This window comes from Nocardiopsis potens DSM 45234, assembly GCF_000341105.1.
Classification (GTDB): domain Bacteria; phylum Actinomycetota; class Actinomycetes; order Streptosporangiales; family Streptosporangiaceae; genus Nocardiopsis_A; species Nocardiopsis_A potens.
Window position 1 is genome coordinate 121,205 of the sequence record NZ_ANBB01000047.1, and the last position, 23,188, is coordinate 144,392.

Annotated in this window: 18 protein-coding genes and 2 tRNA genes; 17 read left to right on the forward strand and 3 right to left on the reverse strand. The window is 76.8% G+C overall.

Annotated features, from left to right (window positions below; genetic code table 11):
* Positions 1-43 precede the first annotated feature (43 nt).
* From D459_RS32215 to D459_RS0119860, 3 genes are all read left to right on the forward strand, one after another.
* Positions 44-592, forward strand: a complete 549-nt coding sequence (locus tag D459_RS32215) for an AAA family ATPase (protein WP_017594750.1) — start codon at positions 44-46, stop codon at positions 590-592.
* An 84-nt stretch (positions 593-676) separates the two neighbouring features.
* Positions 677-1,345: a SanA/YdcF family protein gene (locus D459_RS0119855; protein ID WP_017594751.1), complete on the forward strand. Its 669-nt coding sequence runs from the start codon at positions 677-679 to the stop codon at positions 1,343-1,345.
* A gap of 8 nt (positions 1,346-1,353) precedes the next feature.
* The gene (locus tag D459_RS0119860; protein ID WP_017594752.1) at positions 1,354-2,811 is read left to right on the forward strand and encodes a hypothetical protein; all 1,458 of its coding nucleotides are present in this window, start codon (positions 1,354-1,356) and stop codon (positions 2,809-2,811) included.
* Positions 2,812-3,149: 338 nt separating this feature from the next.
* Here the strand turns inward: D459_RS0119860 and D459_RS0119865 are convergent, their stop codons facing one another.
* Complete coding sequence (locus tag D459_RS0119865) at positions 3,150-3,830, reverse strand: SanA/YdcF family protein (RefSeq protein WP_026120572.1); 681 nt, start codon at positions 3,828-3,830, stop codon at positions 3,150-3,152.
* 66 nt (positions 3,831-3,896) lie between these two features.
* On the opposite strand from D459_RS0119865, the gene D459_RS0119870 reads away from it, so the two are divergent.
* Positions 3,897-5,447, forward strand: coding sequence for a DUF885 family protein (locus D459_RS0119870; RefSeq protein ID WP_017594754.1), 1,551 nt, complete (start codon positions 3,897-3,899; stop codon positions 5,445-5,447).
* Positions 5,448-5,522: 75 nt separating this feature from the next.
* On the opposite strand, the gene D459_RS0119875 is transcribed toward D459_RS0119870, so the two are convergent.
* Complete coding sequence (locus D459_RS0119875) at positions 5,523-6,455, reverse strand: MurR/RpiR family transcriptional regulator (protein ID WP_017594755.1); 933 nt, start codon at positions 6,453-6,455, stop codon at positions 5,523-5,525.
* Between the two features lie 155 nt (positions 6,456-6,610).
* Here D459_RS0119875 and D459_RS37390 point away from each other — a divergent pair, with 155 nt between their 5' ends.
* The 12 genes from D459_RS37390 (at position 6,611) to D459_RS32225 (ending at position 20,273) form a co-directional block, all read left to right on the forward strand.
* Positions 6,611-8,230 (forward strand): AfsR/SARP family transcriptional regulator, encoded by a 1,620-nt coding sequence (locus D459_RS37390; protein WP_051065488.1) that lies wholly within the window; start codon positions 6,611-6,613, stop codon positions 8,228-8,230.
* Positions 8,231-8,704: 474 nt separating this feature from the next.
* Positions 8,705-9,664: an N-acetylglucosamine kinase gene (locus tag D459_RS0119885; protein ID WP_040710557.1), complete on the forward strand. Its 960-nt coding sequence runs from the start codon at positions 8,705-8,707 to the stop codon at positions 9,662-9,664.
* 101 nt (positions 9,665-9,765) lie between these two features.
* Positions 9,766-9,951 (forward strand): AbrB/MazE/SpoVT family DNA-binding domain-containing protein, encoded by a 186-nt coding sequence (locus D459_RS0119890; RefSeq protein WP_017594757.1) that lies wholly within the window; start codon positions 9,766-9,768, stop codon positions 9,949-9,951.
* A gap of 106 nt (positions 9,952-10,057) precedes the next feature.
* A tRNA-Lys gene (locus D459_RS0119895) sits at positions 10,058-10,130 on the forward strand.
* Positions 10,131-10,431: 301 nt separating this feature from the next.
* Positions 10,432-11,328 (forward strand): hypothetical protein, encoded by an 897-nt coding sequence (locus D459_RS0119900; RefSeq protein ID WP_017594758.1) that lies wholly within the window; start codon positions 10,432-10,434, stop codon positions 11,326-11,328.
* Positions 11,325-11,714 carry a GntR family transcriptional regulator gene (locus tag D459_RS0119905; protein ID WP_026120573.1) on the forward strand — a complete coding sequence of 130 codons (390 nt, stop codon included), beginning with the start codon at positions 11,325-11,327 and terminating at the stop codon, positions 11,712-11,714. The genes D459_RS0119900 and D459_RS0119905 overlap by 4 nt, the downstream gene beginning before the upstream one ends.
* 294 nt (positions 11,715-12,008) lie before the next feature.
* On the forward strand, positions 12,009-15,026 hold the full coding sequence (locus D459_RS0119910; RefSeq protein ID WP_017594760.1) for an AfsR/SARP family transcriptional regulator: 3,018 nt from the start codon (positions 12,009-12,011) through the stop codon (positions 15,024-15,026).
* A 96-nt stretch (positions 15,027-15,122) separates the two neighbouring features.
* Positions 15,123-15,195, forward strand: a tRNA-Lys gene (locus tag D459_RS0119915).
* A 210-nt stretch (positions 15,196-15,405) separates the two neighbouring features.
* Positions 15,406-16,809 (forward strand): MFS transporter, encoded by a 1,404-nt coding sequence (locus D459_RS0119920; protein WP_081620636.1) that lies wholly within the window; start codon positions 15,406-15,408, stop codon positions 16,807-16,809.
* Positions 16,806-18,035, forward strand: a complete 1,230-nt coding sequence (locus tag D459_RS0119925; protein ID WP_017594762.1) for a CaiB/BaiF CoA transferase family protein — start codon at positions 16,806-16,808, stop codon at positions 18,033-18,035. Before D459_RS0119920 ends, D459_RS0119925 begins: the two co-directional genes overlap by 4 nt.
* 11 nt (positions 18,036-18,046) lie before the next feature.
* Positions 18,047-19,267 (forward strand): acyl-CoA dehydrogenase family protein, encoded by a 1,221-nt coding sequence (locus D459_RS0119930; protein WP_017594763.1) that lies wholly within the window; start codon positions 18,047-18,049, stop codon positions 19,265-19,267.
* A gap of 7 nt (positions 19,268-19,274) precedes the next feature.
* The gene (locus D459_RS32225) at positions 19,275-20,273 is read left to right on the forward strand and encodes a LysR family transcriptional regulator (protein ID WP_017594764.1); all 999 of its coding nucleotides are present in this window, start codon (positions 19,275-19,277) and stop codon (positions 20,271-20,273) included.
* Between the two features lie 104 nt (positions 20,274-20,377).
* Here D459_RS32225 and D459_RS0119940 read toward each other — a convergent pair whose 3' ends face one another.
* A complete protein-coding gene (locus D459_RS0119940; RefSeq protein WP_020380265.1) occupies positions 20,378-21,205 on the reverse strand; it encodes a lipase family protein in 828 nt (275 codons plus the stop codon).
* A gap of 548 nt (positions 21,206-21,753) precedes the next feature.
* Between D459_RS0119940 and D459_RS0119945 the strand changes: the two genes are divergently transcribed.
* Positions 21,754-23,118 (forward strand): tetratricopeptide repeat protein, encoded by a 1,365-nt coding sequence (locus D459_RS0119945; RefSeq protein ID WP_017594766.1) that lies wholly within the window; start codon positions 21,754-21,756, stop codon positions 23,116-23,118.
* The last annotated feature ends 70 nt before the right edge of the window (positions 23,119-23,188 follow it).

The window sequence follows — 23,188 nt, forward strand, 5'->3', positions numbered from 1 at the left end:
GCCCGGGGCGATGATGGCGGGAGCACGGCGGGAGGGGGACCCCATGGCCGACCCGGGGCCCGGCGGACCGGCGGTGGTCTTCATGTGCGGACCGGCCGGCTCGGGCAAGACGACGGTCGCCCGGCGGCTGGAGGCCGGCGGCCACGTGCGGCTCTCGATCGACGAGGAGGCCTGGAACCGGGGGTGGCGGCGGCAGCCGCTCCCCGACGGCGTCGCCGCCGCCATCGAGGACGACCTCCGCCGCCGCCTCATCGGGCTGGTCTCGGCCGGGGCCGACGTCGTGCTGGACTACTCGTTCTGGTCCCGGCGGATGCGCGACCGCTACCGCCGGCTGCTGGCGCCCCTGGGAGTGGTCCCCGTCCTCGTCCACCTGGCGACGCCGCGCGAGACGGCGCTCGACCGGATCCGCCGCCGGGACGGGGGAGACGCGAACGCGGTGCGGCTCGGCGACGAGGTCGCGGCGGGCTACCACGACTCCTTCGAGCCGCCCGAACCCGGCGAGGGCCCGGTGGCGGTGGTGCGCCCCGGCGACGACCCCGGCGCCCTCCCGGCCGCCCTCGCGGCGGCGAGGAGGGCGGGGCCGCGGCGGTAGGGGCGGCGGCCCGCGGGCGCGACCGCCTTCCCGGCCGGGGGCGGTAGGGTCGGGGTCCCCCCGAACCGTCGTAGTGGAGGACCCGTGCGCATCGCCGGACAGGCCGGACTGGCCCTCGGAGGGGCGGTGCTGGCCGCCGCCGCGCCCACCGCCTGGGTGTACTCGCGGGCGGCCGGCCGCCGCTTCGCACCGGAGGACGTCCCGGAGCGCCCGGTGGCGGTCGTGCTCGGCGCCGCGATGTGGCCGCAGGGGCCGTCGCCGCTGCTGGCCCGCCGCCTCGACCTGGCCGCGGAACTGCACCGCGCCGGGCGGGTGCAGGCGGTCCTGGTCTCCGGCGACAACCGGGCGTGCTCGCGCAACGAGACCGACGGCATGGCCGCCTACCTGGTCGGGGCCGGGGTGCCGGAGAAGGCGGTCGCCGCCGACCCGCACGGCTACCGCACCTGGGACAGCTGCGTGCGCGCCCGCGGCGTCTACGGGGTGGACGCCGCGGTCATGGTCACCCAGGCGTTCCACCTGCCCCGCGCGGTGGCGCTGGCCCGCGCCGCGGGGATCGACGCGGTGGGCGTGGGCGACGCCAGCTCCCGGGCCAGGTCCCGCTCGACCGCCACCGGCTACCTGCGCGAGGTCGGCGCCAGCGCCAAGGCCCTGCGCGACGCGGTGCTCCGCCCCGGGCCCGCCGTGGCCGAGGAGGCCCGGCAGGAGGCCCGGGACGTCCTGGACGTCGCGCTCGGCCCCGCGGTACGGGGATAATCGCGACCATGGACGAGAACACCGGCCGGGGGCCGCTGCGCGGGTTGGACGACGTCGACTGGACCGGCCTGGTCCCGGACGAGGGGGCGAGGATCCCCGAGCTGCTGCGGACCGTCGCCGCGGGCGGCACCGGGTCGATGGACGCGGTCAGCGCCCTGTTCGACATTCTGCGCCACCCCGGCCCCGGCTACCTGGCCGCGCCGCAGGCCGCGCCGTTCCTGGCGCGGATCGCCGCCGACGAGGCGACCGGCGCCCCCGCCGAGGCGCTCAGCCTCCTGTTCGAGCTGGTGGTGCCGGTCCCGGCCGCGGTCGTCCCGGAGCCCTGGGACGGCGGCCAGTGGGCCGACGAGGTGGCCTGGGCCACGGCCTCCGACGTCGACGCGGTGCGCGACCAGTACCTCAAGTGGCGCGAGGACGCCCCCGACGAGCAGGCGTTCCGCCGGATGAGCGCCCGCTACGACGCGGTCGCCCGGGACACCGGCGCCGCGCTGCTCAAGGCCGAGCTGGACGTCCGCGAGGCGGTCCGCCCGCACGTCCCCGACCTGGTCGGCCTGCTGGAGGGGCGGGAGAACCGGAGCGGCCTCAACTCCACCGCGGAGTGGGCCGCCTCCATCCTGGCCTTCCTCCCCGAGGCCCGGGACGAGGCGGTGCCGGCGATCCTGCGCGGCCGCGGGCTGCTGGAGCCGGAGCCGGAACCGGAGACCTACTCCGCCGCCCTGCAGGCGCGCGAATCCTGGCGCAAGCCCCTCTCCGCGGAGCTGTTCGCGCTGGGCATGCTGGCCGGCCCGGCCGACGCCGACACCACCGTCGCGCTCGCCGGGCAGCTCTCCTCGGGCAACCTCTACACCGAGTTCGCGGCCGCCTCCGCGCTGGCCATGCAGCACGGCGAGCGGGTGCCGCACCAGGCCGTGGAGCGGATGCGCCGGCACGGCCGTACCCGGGTCGGCCACACCGGCCTGTTCGACGACTCCTGGCCGCACCCGGGCGAGGCCGCCCCCGTGGTCCTGGGCTACCTGGCGCTGGGCCGCTGCGGGGAGGCCGCCGCCGAGCTCCGCGCCGAGATCCTGCCCGAGGCGCTGCGCGCGGCCGGGGCGCTCGCCCCGGCGGTCGTCGGCTCCGCCCTGGAGGAGGTGCTGGGCCCCCGCTCCGCGCCGCAGGACGCCGCCGAGGCCATCGAGGCCGCCGACACCGGCGACGACGAGCGCGACCCCGGCCTGCTGCTGCGGGTGCTGTGGGCGGTCGCCGAGCTGCCCGCCTCCGCCTGGGAGGAGGCGGCCGTCGGCGAGACCGCGGCCGCCTGGGGTCTGCCCGCCGACCGGGACGGCTTCCGGGAGTACGTCGGCGTCGGCGCGGACACCGCGGACGAGGAGGAGCCGGAGGAGCAGGCCCCGGCCGCCCCCGCCGCCCCCCAGCGGGAGGAGGGCCCCGGCGGCCTCTTCGCCCGCCTCTTCGGCGGCCCCCGCTGACCCGTCCGCCCCACACGCCCCGGGCCCGACACCCACCTTGTTGAGCCCAGGGCCGCCGCTCTCCCCAGGTCCCCGGCCCCGCGCCCACCTTGTTGAGCCCAGGGCTGTTGCTTTTCCCGGCCTTGGACGCACGTCCTGTGCGGGATCGCGGGGGCGGTGGGCCGGGCAAAAGCAACAGCCCTGGGCTCAACATCGTCGTGGTCCGCGATGACGACGCGGAGCTCGACGGGGTGGGCGCGGGGCCGGGGTCGGGAAAGACGGTGTCCCTGAGCTCGACGAGGCGGGCGCGCCCGGGACGGGGCGGCTTGGGGCCGGGGCCGGAGGCGTCCCGCCCGGGGTCAGCGGGGTGCGGAGAGCGCCTCGTCGACGGTGGTCTCGCGGGGGCCGGGGAAGGTCGGGTCGGGGCGGAACGCCGCGTCCGCGGCGGCCTTGAGGCCGGCGGGGAGCTCGCGGGCGTAGCCGTAGGCGCTGTCGCCGGGGAAGTCGCCCCAGCTCGGGTCGGCGACGCCGCGGGTGTCGATGCCCGCGGCCCGGCACAGCGCCACCGCGCGCGGCAGGTGGAACTCCTGGGTGACCACGGTCGCCGCCTCCACGCCGAAGACCCGCTCGGCGCGGGCGCACGACTCCCAGGTGCTGAACCCGGCGTAGTCGGAGGCGATCTTCTTCCGCGGGACGCCCACCGCCGCCAGGTAGTCGGCCATCGCGTCGGTCTCGTTGTACTCCTCGCGGCCGTTGTCCCCGCTCACCAGGACCGCCTCGACCTTGCCCGCGTGGTACAGCTCCGCGGCCAGGTCCAGCCGGCGGGCCAGGAACGGCATCGGCCGCCCGGCGTCGTTCAGCCCCGCCCCCAGCACCAGCGCGACCGGCCGCTCCGGCGTCTCGGCCACCCCCGCGCGCAGCTCCGCCGTGGACAGCCGCAGCCAGGCCGTCGCCGCCCCCGCCGCGAGCGCGCCCAGCACCGCGGCCGCCAAAGCCGCCCGCACCGCGCGCCGCCGCACCGGTCCTCGATTCCCGTCCATACAGGGGTGGACGTGCCGTGCGGCCGCCGGGTTCCGCCGCCGCGGCCGCGGGTAGGGTCCGGTGCCATGGACGAACTTCCGGAACGGCTCCGCGCCATCGCCGACCTCCGCGTGCCCGAGATGCGGGTGGGCGCCGGGCGGCACGAGTACGACGGCACCACCGGCGACCTCTCCCCGGACGGGGTGCGCTCCGGGCTCGCCCGGGTCGGCGCCGGAGGCGCCTTCGACGACCCGCACGAGGAGGCGCACGCGCGCATCCAGGAGGAGGCGCTCCGCTACACCCTGGGCGAGCTGGAGGAGCACCGCTTCAACCCGCTGCTCCACCTCGACGAGCTCGACCTGTCCTGCTACGACCGGGACTACGCCCCGCTCCCGGAGCGGGCCGCCGCCCGGCTGCGCCACCTGGAGGCCTGGCCAGCCGCGGTGGAGGCGGCGCTCGCCGCGCTGGACCGGGTGAGCGCCCCCATCGCCGAGGCGCTGCTGCCCGCCGCGCGCGGCCTCGCCGCCGGGGTGCCCGCCGACGCCCCCGAGGACGTCCGCGCCGACGCGCTCCGCGCGCACGACCGCCTCGTCGGCCACCTGGAGAAGGCCGCCCGGGACGGCGACCCCAGCGCCCGGCTCGGCACCGGGGCGCTGCGCCGGCTGATGGGCGCCCCCGAGGGCGTCGACGTCGACCTCGACCGGCTGGCCGGGCGCGCCGACGCCGAGCGGGACCGGCTGATGGACCGGCTCGCCGAGGCCACCGGGCGCATCGCGCCGGGACGCCCGCCGCTGGAGGTCGCCCGGGAGCTGGTCCGCGACCACCCCGGCCCGGAGGGCGTGCTGGAGGCCGCCCGCACCTGGACCCGGCTGGCCACCGCGTTCACCGCCGAGCGCGGCCTGGCCCCGTTCCACGACGGGGAGCTGGAGGTGTCGGAGTCGCCGGAGTCCCAGCGCTGGGCGACCGCGATGCTCTCCTGGCCCGGCCCGGCCGAGTCGGAGAGCACCACGAACTACTACATCACCCCGCCCGACCCGGCGTGGACCGAGGCCGAGCGGGAGGAGTGGCTGGAGGTGTTCAGCGCCACCACCCTGCCCGCGATCACCGTGCACGAGGTGGCCCCGGGCCACTACTCGCACGGCCGGGCGCTGCGCCGGGCCCGGGGCCCGGTGGCCCGCACCTTCTTCTCCAGCGCGTTCATCGAGGGCTGGGCGCACTACGCGGAGGAGGTGTGCGTGGAGGAGGGCTTCGGCGCCTACGCCGAGGAGGCGCTCGGCGGCTCCGTCACCGCCGCGCACTTCGAGGCCGGCGTCTGGCTGGAGGCGCTGATCCGGGTCACCCGGCTGGCCGCCGCCATCGGCGTGCACACCGGGGAGATGACGGTCGCCGACGCGGCCGCCCGGTTCTCCGCCGACACCGCGCTGACCGGCACCGCGGCGCTCTCCGAGGCGCAGCGGGCCACCTTCGACCCCACCTACGGCCGGTACACCTGGGGCAAGCTGGAGATCCAGGCGCTGCGCGAGCGCGCCCGCCGGGAGTGGGGGGCCGGTTTCACCCTCACCCGGTTCCACGCCGCCCTGCTCTCCCTGGGTGCGCCGCCGCTCGGCCTGATCGGCGCCGCGCTGGACCGCGGCTGAGTCCTCCCTCGGGGACCCCGCGCCGACCCCGGCGCCGCCGTCCCAACGCAGCTCGAGACGGCGGCGGCGCCGAGGTCAGCGCCCCTTGGGCCGCTCGCCGACGCGCAGCCCGCGCACCGCGTCGTAGGTGGTCTCCAGGGCGGTGCGGCTGTCGGCGTAGCGCAGCTGGGCCAGCCCGACGAACAGGCAGTCGACCACGGTGAGCTGGGCCAGCCGGCTGGCGGTGGCGCCGGAGCGGTACGTGGTCTCCCTGGCGGCCGTGGTGAGCACGTGGTCGGCGCTCTCGCTGATCGGGCTGCGCGGGAAGTTGGTGATGGCGACCGCGGTCGCGCCGCGGGCGCGCGCCTCGGCCAGCGCCCGCACCGTCTCGATGGTGGCGCCGCTGTGCGAGACGCCCACCGCGACGTCGCCCTCCCGGAGCAGCGCCGCGCTGGTCAGCATGACGTGGTTGTCCGCCCAGGCGAACGAGGCCAGCCCGATCCGGTGCAGCTTCTGCTGCAGGTCGGCGCCGACGAACGCGCTGGCGCCCACCCCGTAGATGTCGATGCGGCGCGCGGCGGCCAGCGCCTCCACCACCGTCTCCAGCACGTCCACGTCCAGCTGGGCGGCGGTGTCCTCCACCGCGCGGGCGTCGGTGTAGGCGATCTTCTGCACCACGGTGACCAGGGTGTCGTCGGGGTCGATGTCGCCGACGGCGGCGCGGGTGCTCAGCCCGGCGCCGCGCGCCTGGCCCGCCTCGGTGGCCAGGGCCAGCCGCAGCTCGCGGTAGCCGGAGAAGTCGATGGTCCGGCAGAACCGGATCACCGTCGCCTCGGAGGTCGAGCAGTCCTTGGCCAGCTGGGTGATGGAGGAGGCGGCGGCGCGCTCGGGATCGTCGACGATGCGCTGGGCCACCCGCTGCTCGGCCGGCGGGAGCGAGGGCAGCAGGGCCCGGATGCGCAGCACCGTGCCGGGGGACGGGGAGGCCTCCGCGGCCCCGCCGTCGGTCGATTTCGCCGATTTCACCATCGGGGAAAGTCTCATACGGGGCGGAGGCGGAGTCAACGCGGGGGTTCCGGCGGGACCGCAAGTCGGCGCGGGGACGCCGCCGACCGGGGGCGGATTGCGCGCTCCGCACGCGGAACGGCAGGCTGGGGGCGGCAACGGGAGCCGCGGGGGGCAGCGTGGCAGAGATCTCCTTCGACGTTCTGGGGCCGCTGACCGTCCAGGAAGGCGGCACGCCCCTGGTGGTCCGGGGGGACAAGCGCCGCTCGCTGCTGGCCGCGCTGCTGCTCCGCTGCGGCCGCACGGTGCCCGGGCGCGACCTGGTCCGCGTCATGTGGGGCCCGGGGATCGAGGAGGAGCGGCGCCGCGGCGCGCTCCAGGTGCACGTGGTGCGGCTGCGCGCGGCGCTCGGCTTCGAGCACGGCGGGCGGCTGGTCACCGGCAACGACGGCGGCTACCGGGTCGAGCTCGCCGACGACCAGCTCGACCTGCTGCGGCTGCGCCGGACCACCGAGGAGGCGGGCCGGGCCGAGCGGGACGGCGACCCGCAGAGCGCGTTCCGGCTGCTCCACCGGTCGCTGCGGATGTGGAAGGGGCCGGTCGCCGCGGACGCCCGCTCGCCGGAGCTGTACGAGAGCGACGTGCGGCACGTGGAGGACGAGCTGCTCGGCACCGCCGAGCGGTGGGGCGCGCTCGGGCTGCGGCTCGGCCGCCACGACGCCGTCCTCGACCTGCTCGGTCTGATCGCGGCGCGCTTCCCGGAGCGGGAGCGGCTGATCCGGACCCAGATGGTCGCGCTGTACCGGGGCGGCCGCCAGGGCGACGCGCTGCAGCTGTTCGCCCGCACCCGCCGGCGGCTCGCCGACCGGCTCGGCGTCGACCCCGGGCCGGAGCTGCGCCGCACCTTCGAAGGCATCCTCCGCGGCGACCTGGGGGAGGGGCCCGCGGTGCCGCGGCAGCGCGCCGCACCGGCGATCGGCGGCGCGGGCCGCACCTGCCCGCCCGTCCCGGCGCAGCTCCCGGCGGACGTCCCCGGGTTCGTGGGGCGCCGGGCCGAGCTGGCCGAACTGGACGCGCGGATCGGCCCGGACGCGGACGGCCGGGCCGGCCGGGTGCTGCTCAGCGGGCCGCCCGGGGCGGGCTGCTCGGCGCTGGCGCTGCACTGGGCGCACCGGGCGGCGGAGCGGTTCCCGGACGGCAGCCTCTACGCCGACCTCGGCGGAGGACCGGATCCGCAGCAGGTCGCCGGCCGGTTCCTGCGCGCCCTCGGCGTGCCCGGCCCGCCGCCGGAGTCGCTGGAGGAGTGCTCCGCGCTGCTCCGCACCGCGCTGGCCGGGCAGCGGGTGCTGATGCTGCTGGACGGCGCCCGGGACGCCGCCGCGGTGCGCCCGCTGCTCCCCGGCGCCACCGGGTGCGGGGTGCTGGTCACCAGCGGGTACTGGCTGGGCGACCTGATCGCCCGGGACGGGGCGGCGGCGGTCGCGGTCGGCGCGCTGGCGCAGGAGGAGGCGGTGCGGCTGCTCCGCGGCCGGTTGGGGGGCGCGCGGCTGGACGCGGAGCCGGAGGGCGCGGCCCGGCTGGCGGCGGCGGTGGACGGGATGCCGCTGGCGCTGAGCATGGCCGCGGCGTGGATGTCCACCCACCCGGGCGCCGGCCTGGACGACCTGGCGGCCCGGGTGGAGGCCCGCGATGAGGAGGCCCCCGCCGAGCGGATGGCCGCCGTGCTGGGCGGCGATCCGCGTTTCCTCATCGGCGGACCGGGGGCGGACGGTTCCGGGGGAGGGGCCCGGCAGGGGTGATCGCCCCCCTCCGGACCACCCCCGCCGGGCACGGGCGTCCCGTTCGGCACGGGCGCCCGCGACCCCCGCGGGCCGGCCCGGTCCCCGGCCCTCCGGGCCGGACCCCCTGCCGTGCATCGACCCGCTTCTCCTCGGCGGTGACCGCGGCCGCGGGGAAGTACCGGCCGGAACCGTCCGAGTGCCTCCACTGTGCACGAGCCTGCTTTCAGCGTGCTGGCGGTCTGCTTTCAACCCCCGGACCTGCCCGCTTCCACCCCGATTCCGGCCGGCCCGCCACCCCGGCGAGAGACGCCCCGACCGGAACCGGCCGCCCCCCGCCCACCGCGGCCCGGCCCGCTCCGGCCGCGGGGGAGGTCCCGGTCGCGGCGGGGCACCGGTTCCGCCCCGCCGCCGGGAAGCCGACGCGGCCCCGGTCGACCCGGCCGCCGGGGCGGGCACTGGTGGCGGGGGCGGGGCGCGGCTTACTGTTCCCCCATGACTCGCGAGGTGGTGATCGGAGTGGACGCCGGCGGCACCGCGACGCGCTGCGTCGTGGTGGGCCTGGACGGCGAGCTCCTCGGGCGCGGTACCGGCGGCGGCGCCAACCAGTTCTCCAGCCCGGACCCCGCGGCGGCGCTGGAGGGGGCGGTCCGCGCGGCCGTGCGGGACGCCCGGGGCCGCACCGGCGGGCTGGCCGTGAGCTCGGCGGTGTTCGGCATGGCCGGGGCGTCGGCCGCCGGGCACGCGCGCGCGGTGGAGACCGCCCGCGGCGCCTGGCGGGCCGCGGGCCTGGACGGGGAGCCGCGGGTCAGCGACGACATCGCGGTCGCCTTCGCCTCGGGCAGCGCCGCGGCCGAAGGGGCGGTGCTCATCGCCGGGACCGGCGCCGTCGCCGCCTCGGTCCGGGACGGGGAGGTGGTCCGCCGCTGCGACGGCTACGGCTGGCTGCTCGGGGACGCCGGGTCGGCGGTGTGGATCGGGCTGGAGGGGCTGCGCGCCGCCCTGGCCGCGGTCGACGGCCGGGGCGGCCCGACCGCGCTCACCGAGCGGCTGGCCGCCGCGCTGGGCATCGCCCCCGGGGACCCGCAGGAGGTCATCCGGGTGGTTTACGCCCGCCGCCCGGCCGAGCTGGGCGCGCTCGCCCCGGAGGTCACCGCGGCGGCGGCCGCCGGCGACGCGGAGGCGGCCGGGGTCTGCGCCCGGGCCGCGGAGCGGCTGCTGGAGTCGCTGGCGGCCGCGGTGCCGGACCCGGCGCCCGGCCTGCCGGTGGTGTTCGCCGGCGGGGTGCTCGCCGCCGGCCCGGTGGCCGACCGGGTGCGCGCCGAGGTGCGGGCGCGGTTCGGGGCCGAGCCGCTGAGCGCCGCCGACGGCGCGCTGGGCGCGGCGGGGCTGGCGCTCCGCGGCGCCGGAGCACCCGCCTCCGCGCACGTCCGGCTCATCGCCGCACCGGCCTGACCTGCGATCCGCCCCGGACGGCCGCTGAGAAGCCGGTCATATCGGCCTTTTCGGGCTGGGAGGGGGCGCGCGGCGCCCCTGGAGTCGCTAGGGTCGGGCGCATGTCCGAAAAGAATGAAGAGAGCGTCGACCCGGCGGGGTCGACGACCATGTTCCGCCGCTTCGTGGCGGAGAACCAGCAGAGCGAGCCCGAGCCTCGCCGCCCGATCACGCCCTACGTCCTGGCCGGCGTCGGCGCCCTCGTCGCCATCGCCATCATCGTGGGCGTGGTCCTCACGTGGAGCTGACGGCTTCCGCGCCCCCACTTCCGCCCGCCTCGGGAGGTGGGGGCACAAACCGTTCGCCCGCACCCCGCGCTCCTGCTAAACTCATCGACGTCGCCGAGAGCGACCGGCACCATTAGCTCAATTGGCAGAGCAGCTGACTCTTAATCAGCGGGTTCGGGGTTCGAGTCCCTGATGGTGCACCCGAGAGCAAGGCCCTGGACGACCGTCCGGGGCCTTCGTCGTTTCCGCCTTCTTCCTTGCTTCCGCCGTTCCGCCCGGCCGCGCCCGCAGTGCCCGCGGCGCCTGCCGTGCTCTCCACTCCACTCCGAAGCGGTGACCCCGCCGCTCTCCGCGCGCCCCGCCGCCTCGGTCCCACCACTCCCGGCCTCCGCCGAGCCCGCTGCGCCGCCGAGGAGGCGCGGGCCGGAAGGGGGAGGCGGTTTCGCGGGCATTCTAGTATTGCTACATTGATACAAGGGCAATACAAGAAAGAGGTGTTCCATGCCCCCATGGCTCATCGTCGCCGCCGTCCTGGCCGCCGTGGCGGTGGTCGGGCTGGTCTGCGGCGGAAGGGCGTCCGAGCGGGCGGTGCGGCGCTTCGCCCGCAGCGCGCGGCTGTCCGGCGGCGCCGACGCCGAACTCGCCGACCGGCTGGGCCGCCGCACCAGGGCCGCCTGGACCGGGGCGTCCGCCGTGCTCGCGGCGGCGATCGCGATCGGGCTGCTGTTCCCCAGGACCTACCACGCCTCGGGGTGGGGGCTGGCCCTGGTCGCCGCACTCACCGCGGGATGGGCGCTCGGCCCCGCCGCCGCCGTGATCGGCCGGGCGCTGCGCGGGGCTCCGAAGGGACCCCGGCGGGTCGCCCGCGCGGTCGTACCGACCGTCGCCGACCATGTCGGCCCGGCGGAGCGGCTGGCCGCGCTCGCGGCCGCGCTGTCCCCTGCCGCGGTCACCGCCGGAGCCGCGGCGGCCGCCGCTCTCGGAGCCCCGGGAAGGGAGCTTCTTCCCTGGTGGCTCTCTGTCCTGCTCTCCGCCATCGGGCTCGGCTGCTTCGCCGCGGCGGAAGGGGCCGCGGCCCGCCTGGTCGCGGCGCCCCGCCCCGCCGAGACCGAGCAGGCGCTGCGGCGCGAGGACGCGCTGCGGGCGCAGGCGCTGCGCGGGCTGTACCGGGCGAGTGCGATCGTCCCGCTGTGCATCGCCCTGCTGCTGGTGCTCATCGCCGACCCCTGGGTCGGCGAGGCCGCTTCGGCGGTCTCCGGCCACGCCGCCTACACCGCGGCCGCGCTCCTCCTGGCGCTGTCGGCCGCGGCCTTCGCCGGCGCGGCGGCGGCCGCGCTGCCGGGGCGGCGCTTCGCCGACCGGCTGTGGCGGTCGGCCCCCGGAAGGGGCGCCGCATGATCATCTCGGTGGACCAGGGCTCGCACGTCCCCCCGTTCGAGCAGGTGCGCGAGCAGATCGGGGGGCTCATCGCGGACGGGTCCCTCGCCCCCGGGGCGCGGCTGCCGCCGGTGCGCCGGCTCGCCGCGGACCTGGGGCTGGCGCCCAACACGGTGGCCCGCGCCTACCGGGAGCTGGAGCACGCGGGGCTGGTCCGCGGCCGGGGCGCCCGCGGGACGTTCGTCCTCCCCGCCGCGGAGGAGAGGGCGGGCGGCCGGGCACCGGACCCGAGCGCGGTGCGGGCGGCGGCGCGGGAACTGGCCCGTTCGGCGCTCCGCGCCGGGCTGGGGCGCGACGAGCTGCTGGCGCTGGTCGCCGAAGAATGGGATGGGGCGAAAACGGGATAAAAGTCGGCCGCTCCGGGCTCCGCAGGGTTGTCCGCCCTCCGGGCCCGAAGCGGCCGCCGAGTCCCCGCTCCGCCCCGGCCGGTGCGGGCACCGGCCGCCGTCCTGGGCGGATTCGGGGTTCTCCCCTTCCCTCTGTCGGTGGGGGCACGGCCCCGCCCCTCGCGAGGGGCCGGGACTCCATCCCTGAACAGCCTCTCGGATCGTGGATGGAGGCCGGTTGCATTACGGTTGGATCCCTGTCGGAGCACGCGGTGCGGGCCGGATCGGACTGCGGCGCGGGCGGAAGGGGAGTGCATGCGCTTCGCGGTCCTGGGGCCGCTGGAGGTCCGCGACGAGGAGGCGGACCACCCGGTTCGGCTGTCACCCAAGCTCTCCGGCGTGCTCGCGGTGCTGCTCAGCTCCTCCGGGGCCGCGGTGCCCGAGGCCCGGCTGGTCGACGCCCTGTGGGAGGGCGCCCAGCCCCGCACCGCGCACAAGAGCCTCCAGGTGTACGTGCACCACCTCCGCCAGGCCCTCGGCCGCGCCGAGCTGATCGTCCGGGAGGGGCGCGGCTACCGGCTGGACGCCGCCGCGGCCGACGCCGGGCACTTCGCCGAACTGGACCGGAAGGGCAGGGCGGCCATCGCCGCCGGCGACCCGAGGACCGGCGCCGAGCTGCTCCGCGAGGCCCTCGGGCTGTGGCGCGGGCCGGCCTTCTCCGGGCTGGCCGACATGCCGCTGGTCCGGGAGGAGGCCGCGCGCCTGGACGAGCGCCGCTGGTCGGCCGCGGAGGAGCTGGCCCGGGCCGAACTGGACCTGGGGCGCCACGCCGAACTGGTCGCCGAGCTCACCGCGCTGGTCGCCGAACACCCCTACCGGGAGCGGCTGCGCGCCGCCCTGATGCTGGCGCTGTACCGGGCCGGCCGCTCGCCGGAGGCCCTGGAGGTCTACCGGCGCGGCCGCGAGCTGCTCGACCGGGAGCTCGGCGTGGAGCCCGGCCGGGAGCTGCGCGACCTGGAGACGGCGATCCTGCGCGGCGACGCCTCCCTGGACCCCCCGGACCCGCCGGACCCGGCCGGTCCGGAGGCCGCCGCCCCTGCCGCCCTGCCGCTGGTCCCCGCCCAGCTCCCCCCGGACATCCCCGACTTCACCGGCCGCGAGCTGGCGCTGGACCGGATCTTCGCCCTGCTGGACGGCGACCGGGAGCGCGCGGGCGCGGCGCCGGTCGTCGCGATCTCCGGGATGGGCGGCGTCGGCAAGACCTCCCTGGCGCTGCACGCGGCGCACGCGCGCGCCGCCGACCACCCCGACGGCCAGCTCTACGTCAACCTGCGCGGCGCCGAGGACGAGCCGCTGCCGCCCGCCCAGGCGCTCGCCGGGCTGCTGCACGCGCTGGGCCTGGAGGGCGCCGCGATCCCCCACTCGGTGGACGAGCGGGCCGCCCTGTACCGCACCGCCCTCGGCGGCCGGCGGGTCCTCGTGGTGCTGGACGACGCGGCCTCCGAGGCCCAGGTCCGCCCGCTGCTGCCGGGCGGCTCCGGCGCCTCCGTGCTGGTCACCTCCCGGACCCGGCTCACCGGCCTGGAAGGGGCGCACCAGGTCGCCCTGGACGTCTTCCACCCGGAGCAGGCGGTCGAGCTGCTCGGCCGGATCGCCGGCACCGAGCGGGTCGCCGCGGAACCGGACGCGGCCGCCGCCATCGCCCGGCTGTGCGGGTACGCGCCGCTGGCGGTGCGGATCGCGGGCGCCCGGCTGGCCGGCCGGCCGCAGTGGCGCCCCTCCCGCCTGGCCCGGCTGCTCGGCGACGAGAGCCGCCGCCTCGACGAACTGGCCGCCGGCGACCGCGAGGTGCGGGCCTGCTTCGCGCTCAGCCACCGCGCCCTGGGGGAGACCGCGCGCAGGGCGTTCCGGCTGCTCGGGGCGGTGGAGGTGCCGGACTTCCCGGAGTGGGTGGTGGCGGCGCTGCTCGGCGTCCCGCTGGACGAGGCGATGGAGCACACCGAGGCGCTGGTCGACGCGCAGCTGCTGACCATCGTGGAGGGGCCGTCCGGGCGGCTGCGCTACCGGATGCACGACCTGATCCGGCTCTACGCGCGCGAGCTCGGCGCCGGCGACCCGGAGCGGCCCGCCGCGGTGGGCCGCGCGCTCGGCGGCTGGCTCTGGCTGGCCGAGCAGGCCACCGAGTACATCCCGGGGCCCTGCTACGCCACCATGCACGGGACGGCCGAGCGGTGGCCGCTGCCGGCCGAGGAGGCCGCCGAGGAGCTGCGCGACCCGATGGCCTGGTTCGACGGCGAGTGGCCGGCGATGGCGGCGGCGGTCCGCCAGGCGTGCGCGCTCGGCCTGCACGAGACCGCCTGGGACCTGGCCGGCTGCCTGGAGAAGTACTTCGACGTGCGGGGCCGGTTCGACGACTGGCGGCGCACCCACGAGTGCGCCATCGCGGCCTGCCGGGCGGCCGGGAACCGGCGCGGCGAGGCGGTGCTCCGCCGCGGCCTGGCCGACCTGAACACCTGGGTCGGCCCGGGCCAGGCGGGCGCCGCGATGACCGGCATGCTGGAGCAGGCCGACCTGGTCTTCGAGATGTTCAACGAGCTCGGCGACGCCAAGGGGATGTCCGACGCGCTGGTGATGCGGACCTGGGGGCTGGTCTCCAAGGGGCGCCCGGAGGAGGCCTCCGGGTGTGCGGGGGAGGCGCTCCGCCTCGCCGAGGACGCCGACTACCTCGGCGGCCGGGCCCGCGCCTACCACGTGATGGCCATCGCCGCCTACGAGGACCAGCGGGTCGACCGCGCCGTCGACCACCTCACCGACGCCCTGGAGCTGGCCCGGCTGCTGGGCAACTCCCGGTTCGAGGCCACCGCCATGCAGTTCCTCGGCGCCGCCCAGTGCCTGTCCGGGCAGATCGAGACCGGCCGCTACCACCTGCAGCGCTCGCTGGAGATGGCCCGCGCGATGGGCGACCGCTACGGCGAGGTGTTCTCGCTGATGTACCTCACCCGGCTCTACATCGCGCTGGGCGACCCGGAGGCGCTGGCCACCGCCGAGTCCGCGGTCCGGCTCAGCCGCCGCCACGGGATGAACCACCACCTCGCCGACTCGCTGGCGCTCGCCGGCGACATCCACCTGTCCGCCGGGCGGGTCCCGGAGGCGGTCGCCGTCCTGGAGGAGTCCGTCGGCCTGTGGCGCACCCGCGGCTGGCCGTCCTTCCTCGCCGACGCCCTGGACACCCTGGCCCGCGCCTACGACGCGGCGTCCCGCCCCACCGCCGCCTCCGCCGCCCGCACCGAGGCCGCCCGCCTCCGCGGCACCGCCGCCCGCGACTGCATGTGACCCACGCACCAGCCGCCCCGTCCGATCCACTCCCTCCGGTCCGGTAAAGTTGAAGACGTCGCCGGGCGAGACCGCAGGAACCGCCCGGAACGGCGGGCACCATTAGCTCAATTGGCAGAGCAGCTGACTCTTAATCAGCGGGTTCGGGGTTCAAGTCCCTGATGGTGCACATTCGACCCCGGGTCGGAGCCGGTTCGCGCCGCCTCCGGCCCGGGGTCTTTTCGTGTCCCGGCCCCCGGCTCCGGCACTCCGCTCCGCGGACCGCGCCGCGGCGCCTCCCTTTCGAATCACCGAAGGGAGGGTTGCCGAATCCGGCCTTGTCGCCCATGGCCCCCGGTAGTTGGGTGTGACGCAGGTCATCACCAGCCCGGAGGCGAACATGGGAACCGACACCACCGCGGGGGACGCCGGCGCGGACGCGGAAGGCGCGGAAGGCGCCGCGGAGAGACCGGACCGGCGGCTCGGCAGGCGCAGCCGGCTGATCGTCGGCCTGCTGCTCGCCTTCTTCACCCTCAACTTCGCGGACAAGGCCGCGATCGGCCTGGCCGCGCCGGACATCAAGCACGACCTGGGGCTCTCGGCCGGCCAGTACGGCCTGGTGTCGAGCGCCTTCTTCTGGTTCTTCGCCGCCGGGGCGGTGCTGCTCGCGCTGACCTTCCGCCGGGTCGGGTTCCGCTGGTCGGCGGCGCTGCTCATGATCGCCTGGGTGGTCAGCATGCTCCCGCTGGTGGTGCAGACGACCTTCGCCGTCCTGGTGGTGTCGCGGATCGTGCTCGGCTTCTTCGAAGGGCCGGCGCACGCGCTGTGCCAGAGCATCGTCGCCGACCGCTTCCCACCGGAGCGCCGGGCCTTCGCCGGCGCGGTGGTGAACGCCGGCTCCTCGGTCGGCCCGCTCCTCGCCGCCCCCGCACTGACCTGGGTGATCATCACCTGGAACTGGCACGCGGCCTTCCTGGTGCTGGTCGTGGTGGGCGCTCTGTGGTGCGTCCTGTGGCTGATCGCCGTCCGGAAGGAGCCGGGGATGGGGCCCGCGCCGCGCGGACCGGCGGCGAAGGCCTCCGGACCGGCCGCCGACGACCCCAACGGCGACATCGACGTCCCGCTCACCTCGCTGCTGCGGGTCGGGAGCTTCTGGGGCCTGGCCATGCTCTCCTTCGCCGGCTACCTCATCTCCTCGCTCAAGGTCGCCTGGCTCCCGTCCTTCCTGCACGACGGCATGGGCTACCCGCAGTCCACCGTCGGCTGGCTGGTCACCGTGCCCTATGCGCTCGCGGTCGCCGTCCTGCTCACCGCCGGCCTGCTGTCGGGGCGGCTGCTCGGCCGCGGCCACTCCGCCCACCTCGCCCGCGGCTGGCTGACCTGCTGGTACCTGGTCTTCGCCGGTGTCGCCATGATCGCCTTCACCCGGCTGCCACCGGGGAACCTGCAACTGGTGCTGGTCGTGGCGGCGTTCTCGATCAACAGCGTGGCCTTCTCGATCGCGTTCGCCGGCGCCGCCGACTTCCTGCCCCGGCGCCACCGGGCCGGCTTCTTCGGGTGCATCATCGCCGCCTACAGCCTGGCCGGGATCATCGCCCCGTGGCTGCTGGGCGCCGTCGTCGACGCCGCCGACACGGTCGCGCAGGGCTACGCCGACGGATTCCTCGTGGTCGGCGCCGCCATCTGCGCCTTCGCCGTCGCCGGCGGTGCGCTGCTCGACCCCGCGCGGTCGCGGAGGGTCCTGCTGGCCGAGACCGCGCGCCGCCGGGAGGCGCACACCGCCCTGCAGGGGGCGGCCCGATGACCTTCCAGGCACCCCTCTCCGGCCTGCGCGTGCTCGACTTCGGCCAGTACATCGCCGCCCCCGGGGCGGGGCAGAACCTCGCCGACCTCGGCGCCGACGTGGTCAAGATCGAAGGGCCCGGCGGGGACCAGGCCCGGCACGTCGGCGCGTTCGGGGCGGCCATGGTGCTCGCCAACAACCGGGGCAAGCGCAGCATCGCGGTCGACCTGCGGACCCCGGACGGCGCGGCCGTCGTGCGGGACCTGCTCGGGACCGCCGACGCCGTCCTGCACAACTTCCGCCACGGCGTCGACCGCCGGCTCGGGCTCGACCCCGGGACGCTGCTGGCCGCGCACCCGCGGCTGGTCTGCGGCACGGTCACCGGCTTCGGCACCCGCGGGCCGTCGGCCACCCGGGTCGGACTCGACATCGCGGCCCAGGCCGAGTTCGGCGTGATGGAGCTGACCGGCGAACCGGACGGACCGCCGCAGCGGGTCGGGTTCGCCGTCGCGGACGTGCTGGCGGCCCAGGCGCTGACCTCGGGGGTCCTCGCCGCCCTGCTCGCGCGGGAGCGGACCGGGCGCGGCACGCACGTGGAGACCTCGCTGATGGAGGCGATGGTGCACGCCCAGTCCTCCACCTGGGTGGAGCGCCAGCTCAGCGGCACCGAACCGAGCAGGCGCGGCAACGGCCAGGCGCTCGCCGCACCAGCGGCCGACCTGGTCCGCACCGGCGACGGCGGCTGGATCGTGCTCTCCGCCTACCTGCCCGCGAAGTTCCGGGCCCTGTGCGAGGCGATCGGCCGCCCCGAGCTCCCCGACGACCCGCGCTTCGCCACCAACGACGCCCGGGTGCGCAACCGGCCGGCGCTGCTCGGCGCCCTGCAGGACGCGCTCGGCCGGCGCACCCGCCCCGACGCCCTGCGGCTGCTCCGCGAGGCGGGCGTCGTCAGCGGTGCGGTGCGGCGCTTCGCCGAGCTGGCCGACGACGCCGACCTCGCCGCGTCCGGGCTGCTCGTCGCCGCCGGGCGGGGCGGCCGGACGGCCTACACCGCCCCCGGCGCCCCCTTCTCCCTCGGCGGCGAACGCCATGCGCGCGACCGGCCGGCGCCGGCCGCGGGCGAGCACACCCGGGAGCTGCTCGCCGAACTCGGCCGCGCCCCGGCCGAGATCCGCGGACTCCTCCGCAGCGGCGCGGTGTCCGCCGCCGAAGCCGACACCGGCCCCGCCGCCGCACCCACCGACTGAGAGGCCCCACCGTGATCGACCCCAGTGTCCTTTCGCTGCCCTTCGAGGAGTACCTGGCCCGCGTCGCGGCGCTCACCGACGACCTGCTGATCCCGTCCGAGGCGGAGATGGTGCGCACCGGCGAGGTGCCGCCCGAGGTCATGGACGCGCTGGCGGCCAACGGCCTGTTCGCCGTCTCGATCCCCCGCGAGTACGGCGGCCTCGGCTGGTCGATGAGCCGGCAGACCGCACTGACCATGGAGTTCACCCGCGCCTCGTGCGTCTACCGCTCCCGGTTCTCCACCGTGATCGGGCTGTGCTCGCAGGGGATCCTCGACCACGGCACCGACCGGCAGCGCAGGGAGCTGCTGCCCCGGATGGCCGCCGGCGAACTGGTGACCGCCTTCGCGCTCACCGAGCCGGAGGCCGGGTCGGACGCGGGCGCCCTGGAGACCACCGCCGTCCCGGCCGGCGGGGGATGGGTCCTCAACGGCCGCAAGCGCTACATCACCAACGCCCACTGGGCGGACCTGCTGGTCGTCTTCGCGCGCAGCGACGCCGGATCGTCCGGGACCGACGGCGTCTCGGCCTTCCTGGTCGAGCGGACGGCCCCGGGCGTGACCACCCGGATCCCCGAGCTGATGAACGGCCACGCCGAGGGGCCGGTCGCCGAGATCGACCTCGACGACGTCGCCGTCGGCGGCGACGCGCTGGTCGGCGGCGAGCCGGGCCGCGGTTTCGCGATGGCCCTGCGCGGCATCAACCACGCCCGGCTGCACGTCGCGGCGACCTGCATCGGCCAGGCCACGCGGATGCTGGAGGAGACCGCGCGGCACGTCAACGAGCGGAGCCAGTTCGGCGCCCCGCTCGCCGAACTCGGGGCGGTCCAGGCCGAACTGGGGCGCTGCTTCAGCGAACTGGAGGCCGGTCGCGCGCTGACCCTGGAGGCCGCGCGCGCCTTCGACGGGGGCGAGGTGCCGCGGCACCGGATCGCCGCGGCGAAGCTCTACTGCTCCGAGATGGCGAGCCGGGTGGGGGACCGCTGCGTCCAGCTGCTGGGCGGGGCCGGCATCGTCGGCTCCCACCCGGTCCCGCGGATGTGGCGCGACGTGCGGGCGCTGCGGATCTACGAGGGCTCCTCGCCGATCCACGAGCGCAACCTCGGCCGCGCGGTGACCCGGCGGGTCGCCCGCGACGGCGTGCTCCCCGACACCTACCGGGCGACCCGGCCGAACACGGCCCTGCGATACTGATCCGGTCATGGACCTCCGCCAGCTCGAGCACTTCGTCGCGGTCGTGGAGCGCGGCGGGCTGAGCCGCGCCGCGGAGCACCTCTTCATGTCCCAGCCGGCGCTGTCGCAGTCGATCCGGGCCCTGGAGCGCGAGCTCGACGTGGCCCTCTTCCACCGGACCGGCCGCCGGCTCGCCCCCACCACCCCCGGCGAGCTGCTGCTTCCGCACGCCAAGCGGGTGCTGGAGGACGTCGTCGCGCTCCGCGACGCCATGGGGAGGGTGCGCACCCTGGAGGAGGGCGCGATCAGCGTCCTGTGCGTCCCGGAGATGTCGGCCGAAGCGGTCGCGGCGTGGACCAGCAGGTTCGTCGCACAGCACCCCAGGGTCCGGCTCGACATCGCCGACGTCTCCTCGCAGGCGGAGATGCTCGACGCCGTGGTCGGCGGCCGGGTCGAGCTCGGCTTCGCGCTGCGCCCGGCCGAGCGCCCCGACATCGTGTTCGTCCCGCTCGGCGTGCAGCGGCTGCTCCTGGTCAGGCCCGGGAAGGGGCGGGCCGCCGGGGAGCCCGGCGCGGAGCCGGGGGAGGGGCGCCGCGGAGTGCTGCCGCTCTCCGACATCGGCGACCTCCCCCTGGTCACCCGGCACCGGGGCGACAACGAGGCCGAGCCCGACCCGGTCCTCGCGGCGCTGCGGGAGCACGGCGCCGACGTCGCGATCGGCGCCACCGTGCCCAGCCGCACCGCGCAGCTGAACTTCGTGCTCGGCTCGGGGTTCCAGGCCTTCCTGCCGCTCCGCCTGGCCCTGGCCGCGCACGACGCGGGCGCCGAGCTGATCGAGACCTCGCCCACGCTGGAGGCGGAGTTCGGCATCGTGCACCGGGCCGGCCCGCTGGCACCCGCCTCGGAGCGGCTGATCGCCGAGGTCGGCGCTGCGCTCAGCGCCTGGTTCGACGACCTCGACGCGCGCCTCGCCGCAGGGATGAGCCTGGTCGAGGCGGCGCTCGCCGGCCACGCCGACGGGATCTGAGGCGGCCCCGCCGGGCCGCCGCCGGATCCGCGCCGGCGGCGGTCGCGGGGCCGCGCTCGGCACGCGGTCCCCGGGGCCTCCCAGGGCCGCAGGACGGGGCCGCGTCAGCGGCCGGCCTTCTGCAGGCAGGCGATGTAGGCGTCCATGAAGTGGTCGGTGATCCCATCGGCGTCGGGGTGGAAGGCGGCCGCGTCCAGGGCGTAGCCCTTGGCCTTGTCCGCGAGCCCTCCCAGCAGGCCGGGCTTCTCGGAGCGGAGGCGGCCGTCGGCGTCGAAGTAGCGCTCCTCGGCCACGTGCGAGTACAGCGGGGGCGGCGGCACCTGCGGGACGACGTCGTTGTTGTTGACGAAGCGGTGGGTGCGCCCCCGCAGGGCGCCGTCGTAGGCGGCGGCCAGCTCGCGGTCGCAGGTGCGCGGCTGGCCGAAGGTGTAGACGCCGTCGGCGAGCAGCTCCGGGTCGGCGAGGCGGATGCGCGCGGCGGCGAGCATGGCCAGCGCCCCGCCCAGGCTGTGGCCGGTGAACCACAGCGTCTGGTCGTTGTCGCGCATCTCCTCGATCGCCGCCAGCATCCGGGGGTAGATCGCCTCCAGGGCGGTGTCGAACCCCCAGTGCACCATGCCCTTGCCGGAGGAGTGCGCCACCATGGGCGCCTTGGCGTCGGAGAGCCAGTCCATGATCTGGGCGGGCTCGGTGCCGCGGAAGGCCGCGATGACCATGTCGTCGCTGGCCATGACGTAGGCCTGGGTGTGGTCCAGGGCGAAGGGCGGCGCGAAGTCGGCCTCGAAGAAGCGGAACCGGTCGAACCCCCATTCGGCCGCCTGCGCGCGGGCCGCGTCCTCGTCGGCGTAGGCGAGTTTGGCCGCGTGGGCCAGGCAGAGCGCGTGCGGCAGCTCGTGCCCGGTGGCGGTGTGGTCGAAATCCACGGTCGTCATTTCCAGAATCCCCCGAATTCGGCGAAGAGTGTGAACGGCGTACGCAAGACGGGCGCGGTGGGCGCGGCGGGCGCCGTTCCGGTCGGGGTGGTTTCCCTCTCCGAGGCGGTGAAACGCCGCCGCACTCGAAATCGGTTTCCCGGGGCGACCGGAAAACGCGGCCCGCGCCCCCCGGGGCGGGCCCGGCGGGCCGCTCTGAACTGACGGTAAGTGCCCGCCTCCCCGCGGCGCCGTGCAGTTCCCGCCTGCGGATCACCGCTCATTCACGCGGCGCAGAAGAGGCGGTCGCATTCACGGCCGAGGGATCCCCTGTTTCGGTCGAGGTATGGTGCCCGCCCTGAAACAGGAAAGAGAATCAATGGAGAAATGCTCTGATTTTTCATTTCCTCTGGTTCGGAGAGCGGCCGGATCGGCGGGTCCGGCCCGGGCCCCCGATGGCGCGCTCACCGGAGGGCGCACGGGGACGGCGTTCGAGCGGCCGCGGACCCTCGCCGAGGTGCCCGCGGCGGGCGATCGGGGAAACGCGTCCCCTCTGGCACACTTCCGGAATGGACGACATCGCGGAGATCGAGCGCCGTGCCCGGGACGGGGACCCGAGGTCGGCGTACCGGCTGGGACTGGCCTACAACCGGCGCAAAGACCTCGACCAGGCCGAACTGTGGCTGGCCCAGGCGGCGCACCTCGGGGAGCGGAAGGCCGGCACGGACCTCGGCCGGGTGCTGCTCCGCCGGAAGGGCGCGGCGGAGGCCGAAGGCTGGTTCCGGTGGGCCGCCGACGCCGGCGACCCGTGGGGGATGATCGAGCTCGCCCGGGTCTGCCGGAAGGCCGGCCGGACCGACGAGGCGGAGCAGCGCCTCCGCGCGGCCTACGACGCCGGAGAGCCCACCGGCGCCCACCTGCTCGGCGTGCTCAGCGCGGAGCGGAAGCGGGACGGCGACGCCGAGCACTGGCACCGGGCCGCGGTCGGGATGTGGCACACCGACTCCCTGCTGGACCTGGGGCGGATCGCGGAGCGGGGGAAGCGCCTGGACGAGGCGGAGGCGTTCTACCGCTGGGCCGCCGGGGCCGGGGTCTCCGGGGCCGGACGGGAGCTGGGGCTCTTCCTCTGCGAGGTGCGGAACCGGCCGGAGGACGGTGCGGAGCTGCTGCGCACCGCCGCCGAGGCCGGGGACCGGCGGGCGGCCAAGGCGCTCGGTGCCCTGCGGGAGAAGGACGGGCGGTACGAGGAGGCCGAGCGGTGGTACCGCCGCGCCGCCGAGGCGGGGGCCGACGGGGCCGCGCTGGAACTGGGCCGGTTCCTCTTCGCCCGGAGCCGGTTCGAGGAGGCGGAGCCGTGGCTGCGCAAGGCGGCCGGCACCGGGAACGCCAAGGCGCTGTACATCCTCGGCGGGCTCCTCGACGAGAAGCTGGGCCGGCCGGACGAGGCGGAGGAGGCCTACCGCGCCGCCGCCGAGGCCCGGTTCCCCGGCGCGATGCGCCGCTACGCCGTGGTCTACAAGAGGAACGGCGACCTGGAGGGGGCGATCCGCCTGATGCACACCGCCCTGGAGCAGGGGGACGAGCAGGCGCCGCTCTACCTGGCCACGCTCTACAACGAGGCCGGCCGCCGCGAGGAGGCCGATCAGTGGTACCGCCACTCGCTCGAGCGGGGCGTTCCGCGCACCAAGCAGTTCTACGGACGCTTTCTGCACGTCCGCGGCCGCCTCGACGAGGCCGAGCGGCAGCTCCGGGCGGCCGTCGAGGAGGGCGATCTGAAGGCGGAGCCGTACCTGCGCGGGGTACTGGAGGACCAGGAGCGGGAGGCCCGGGAACGGGCGGCGCAGGAGCAGGCGCCCCGGGAGCCGATGCACCAGGAGCCGGCGCCCCCGGAGCGGAAGGCCCGCGGCTGGAAGGTCTGGGGACGGAAGGGCTGAGCCCGCCGCCGGCCCCGGCGCTGATCGTGACGTTCCGGGCCCGTCCCGGCGCTCCGGCGGGCCCGGAACG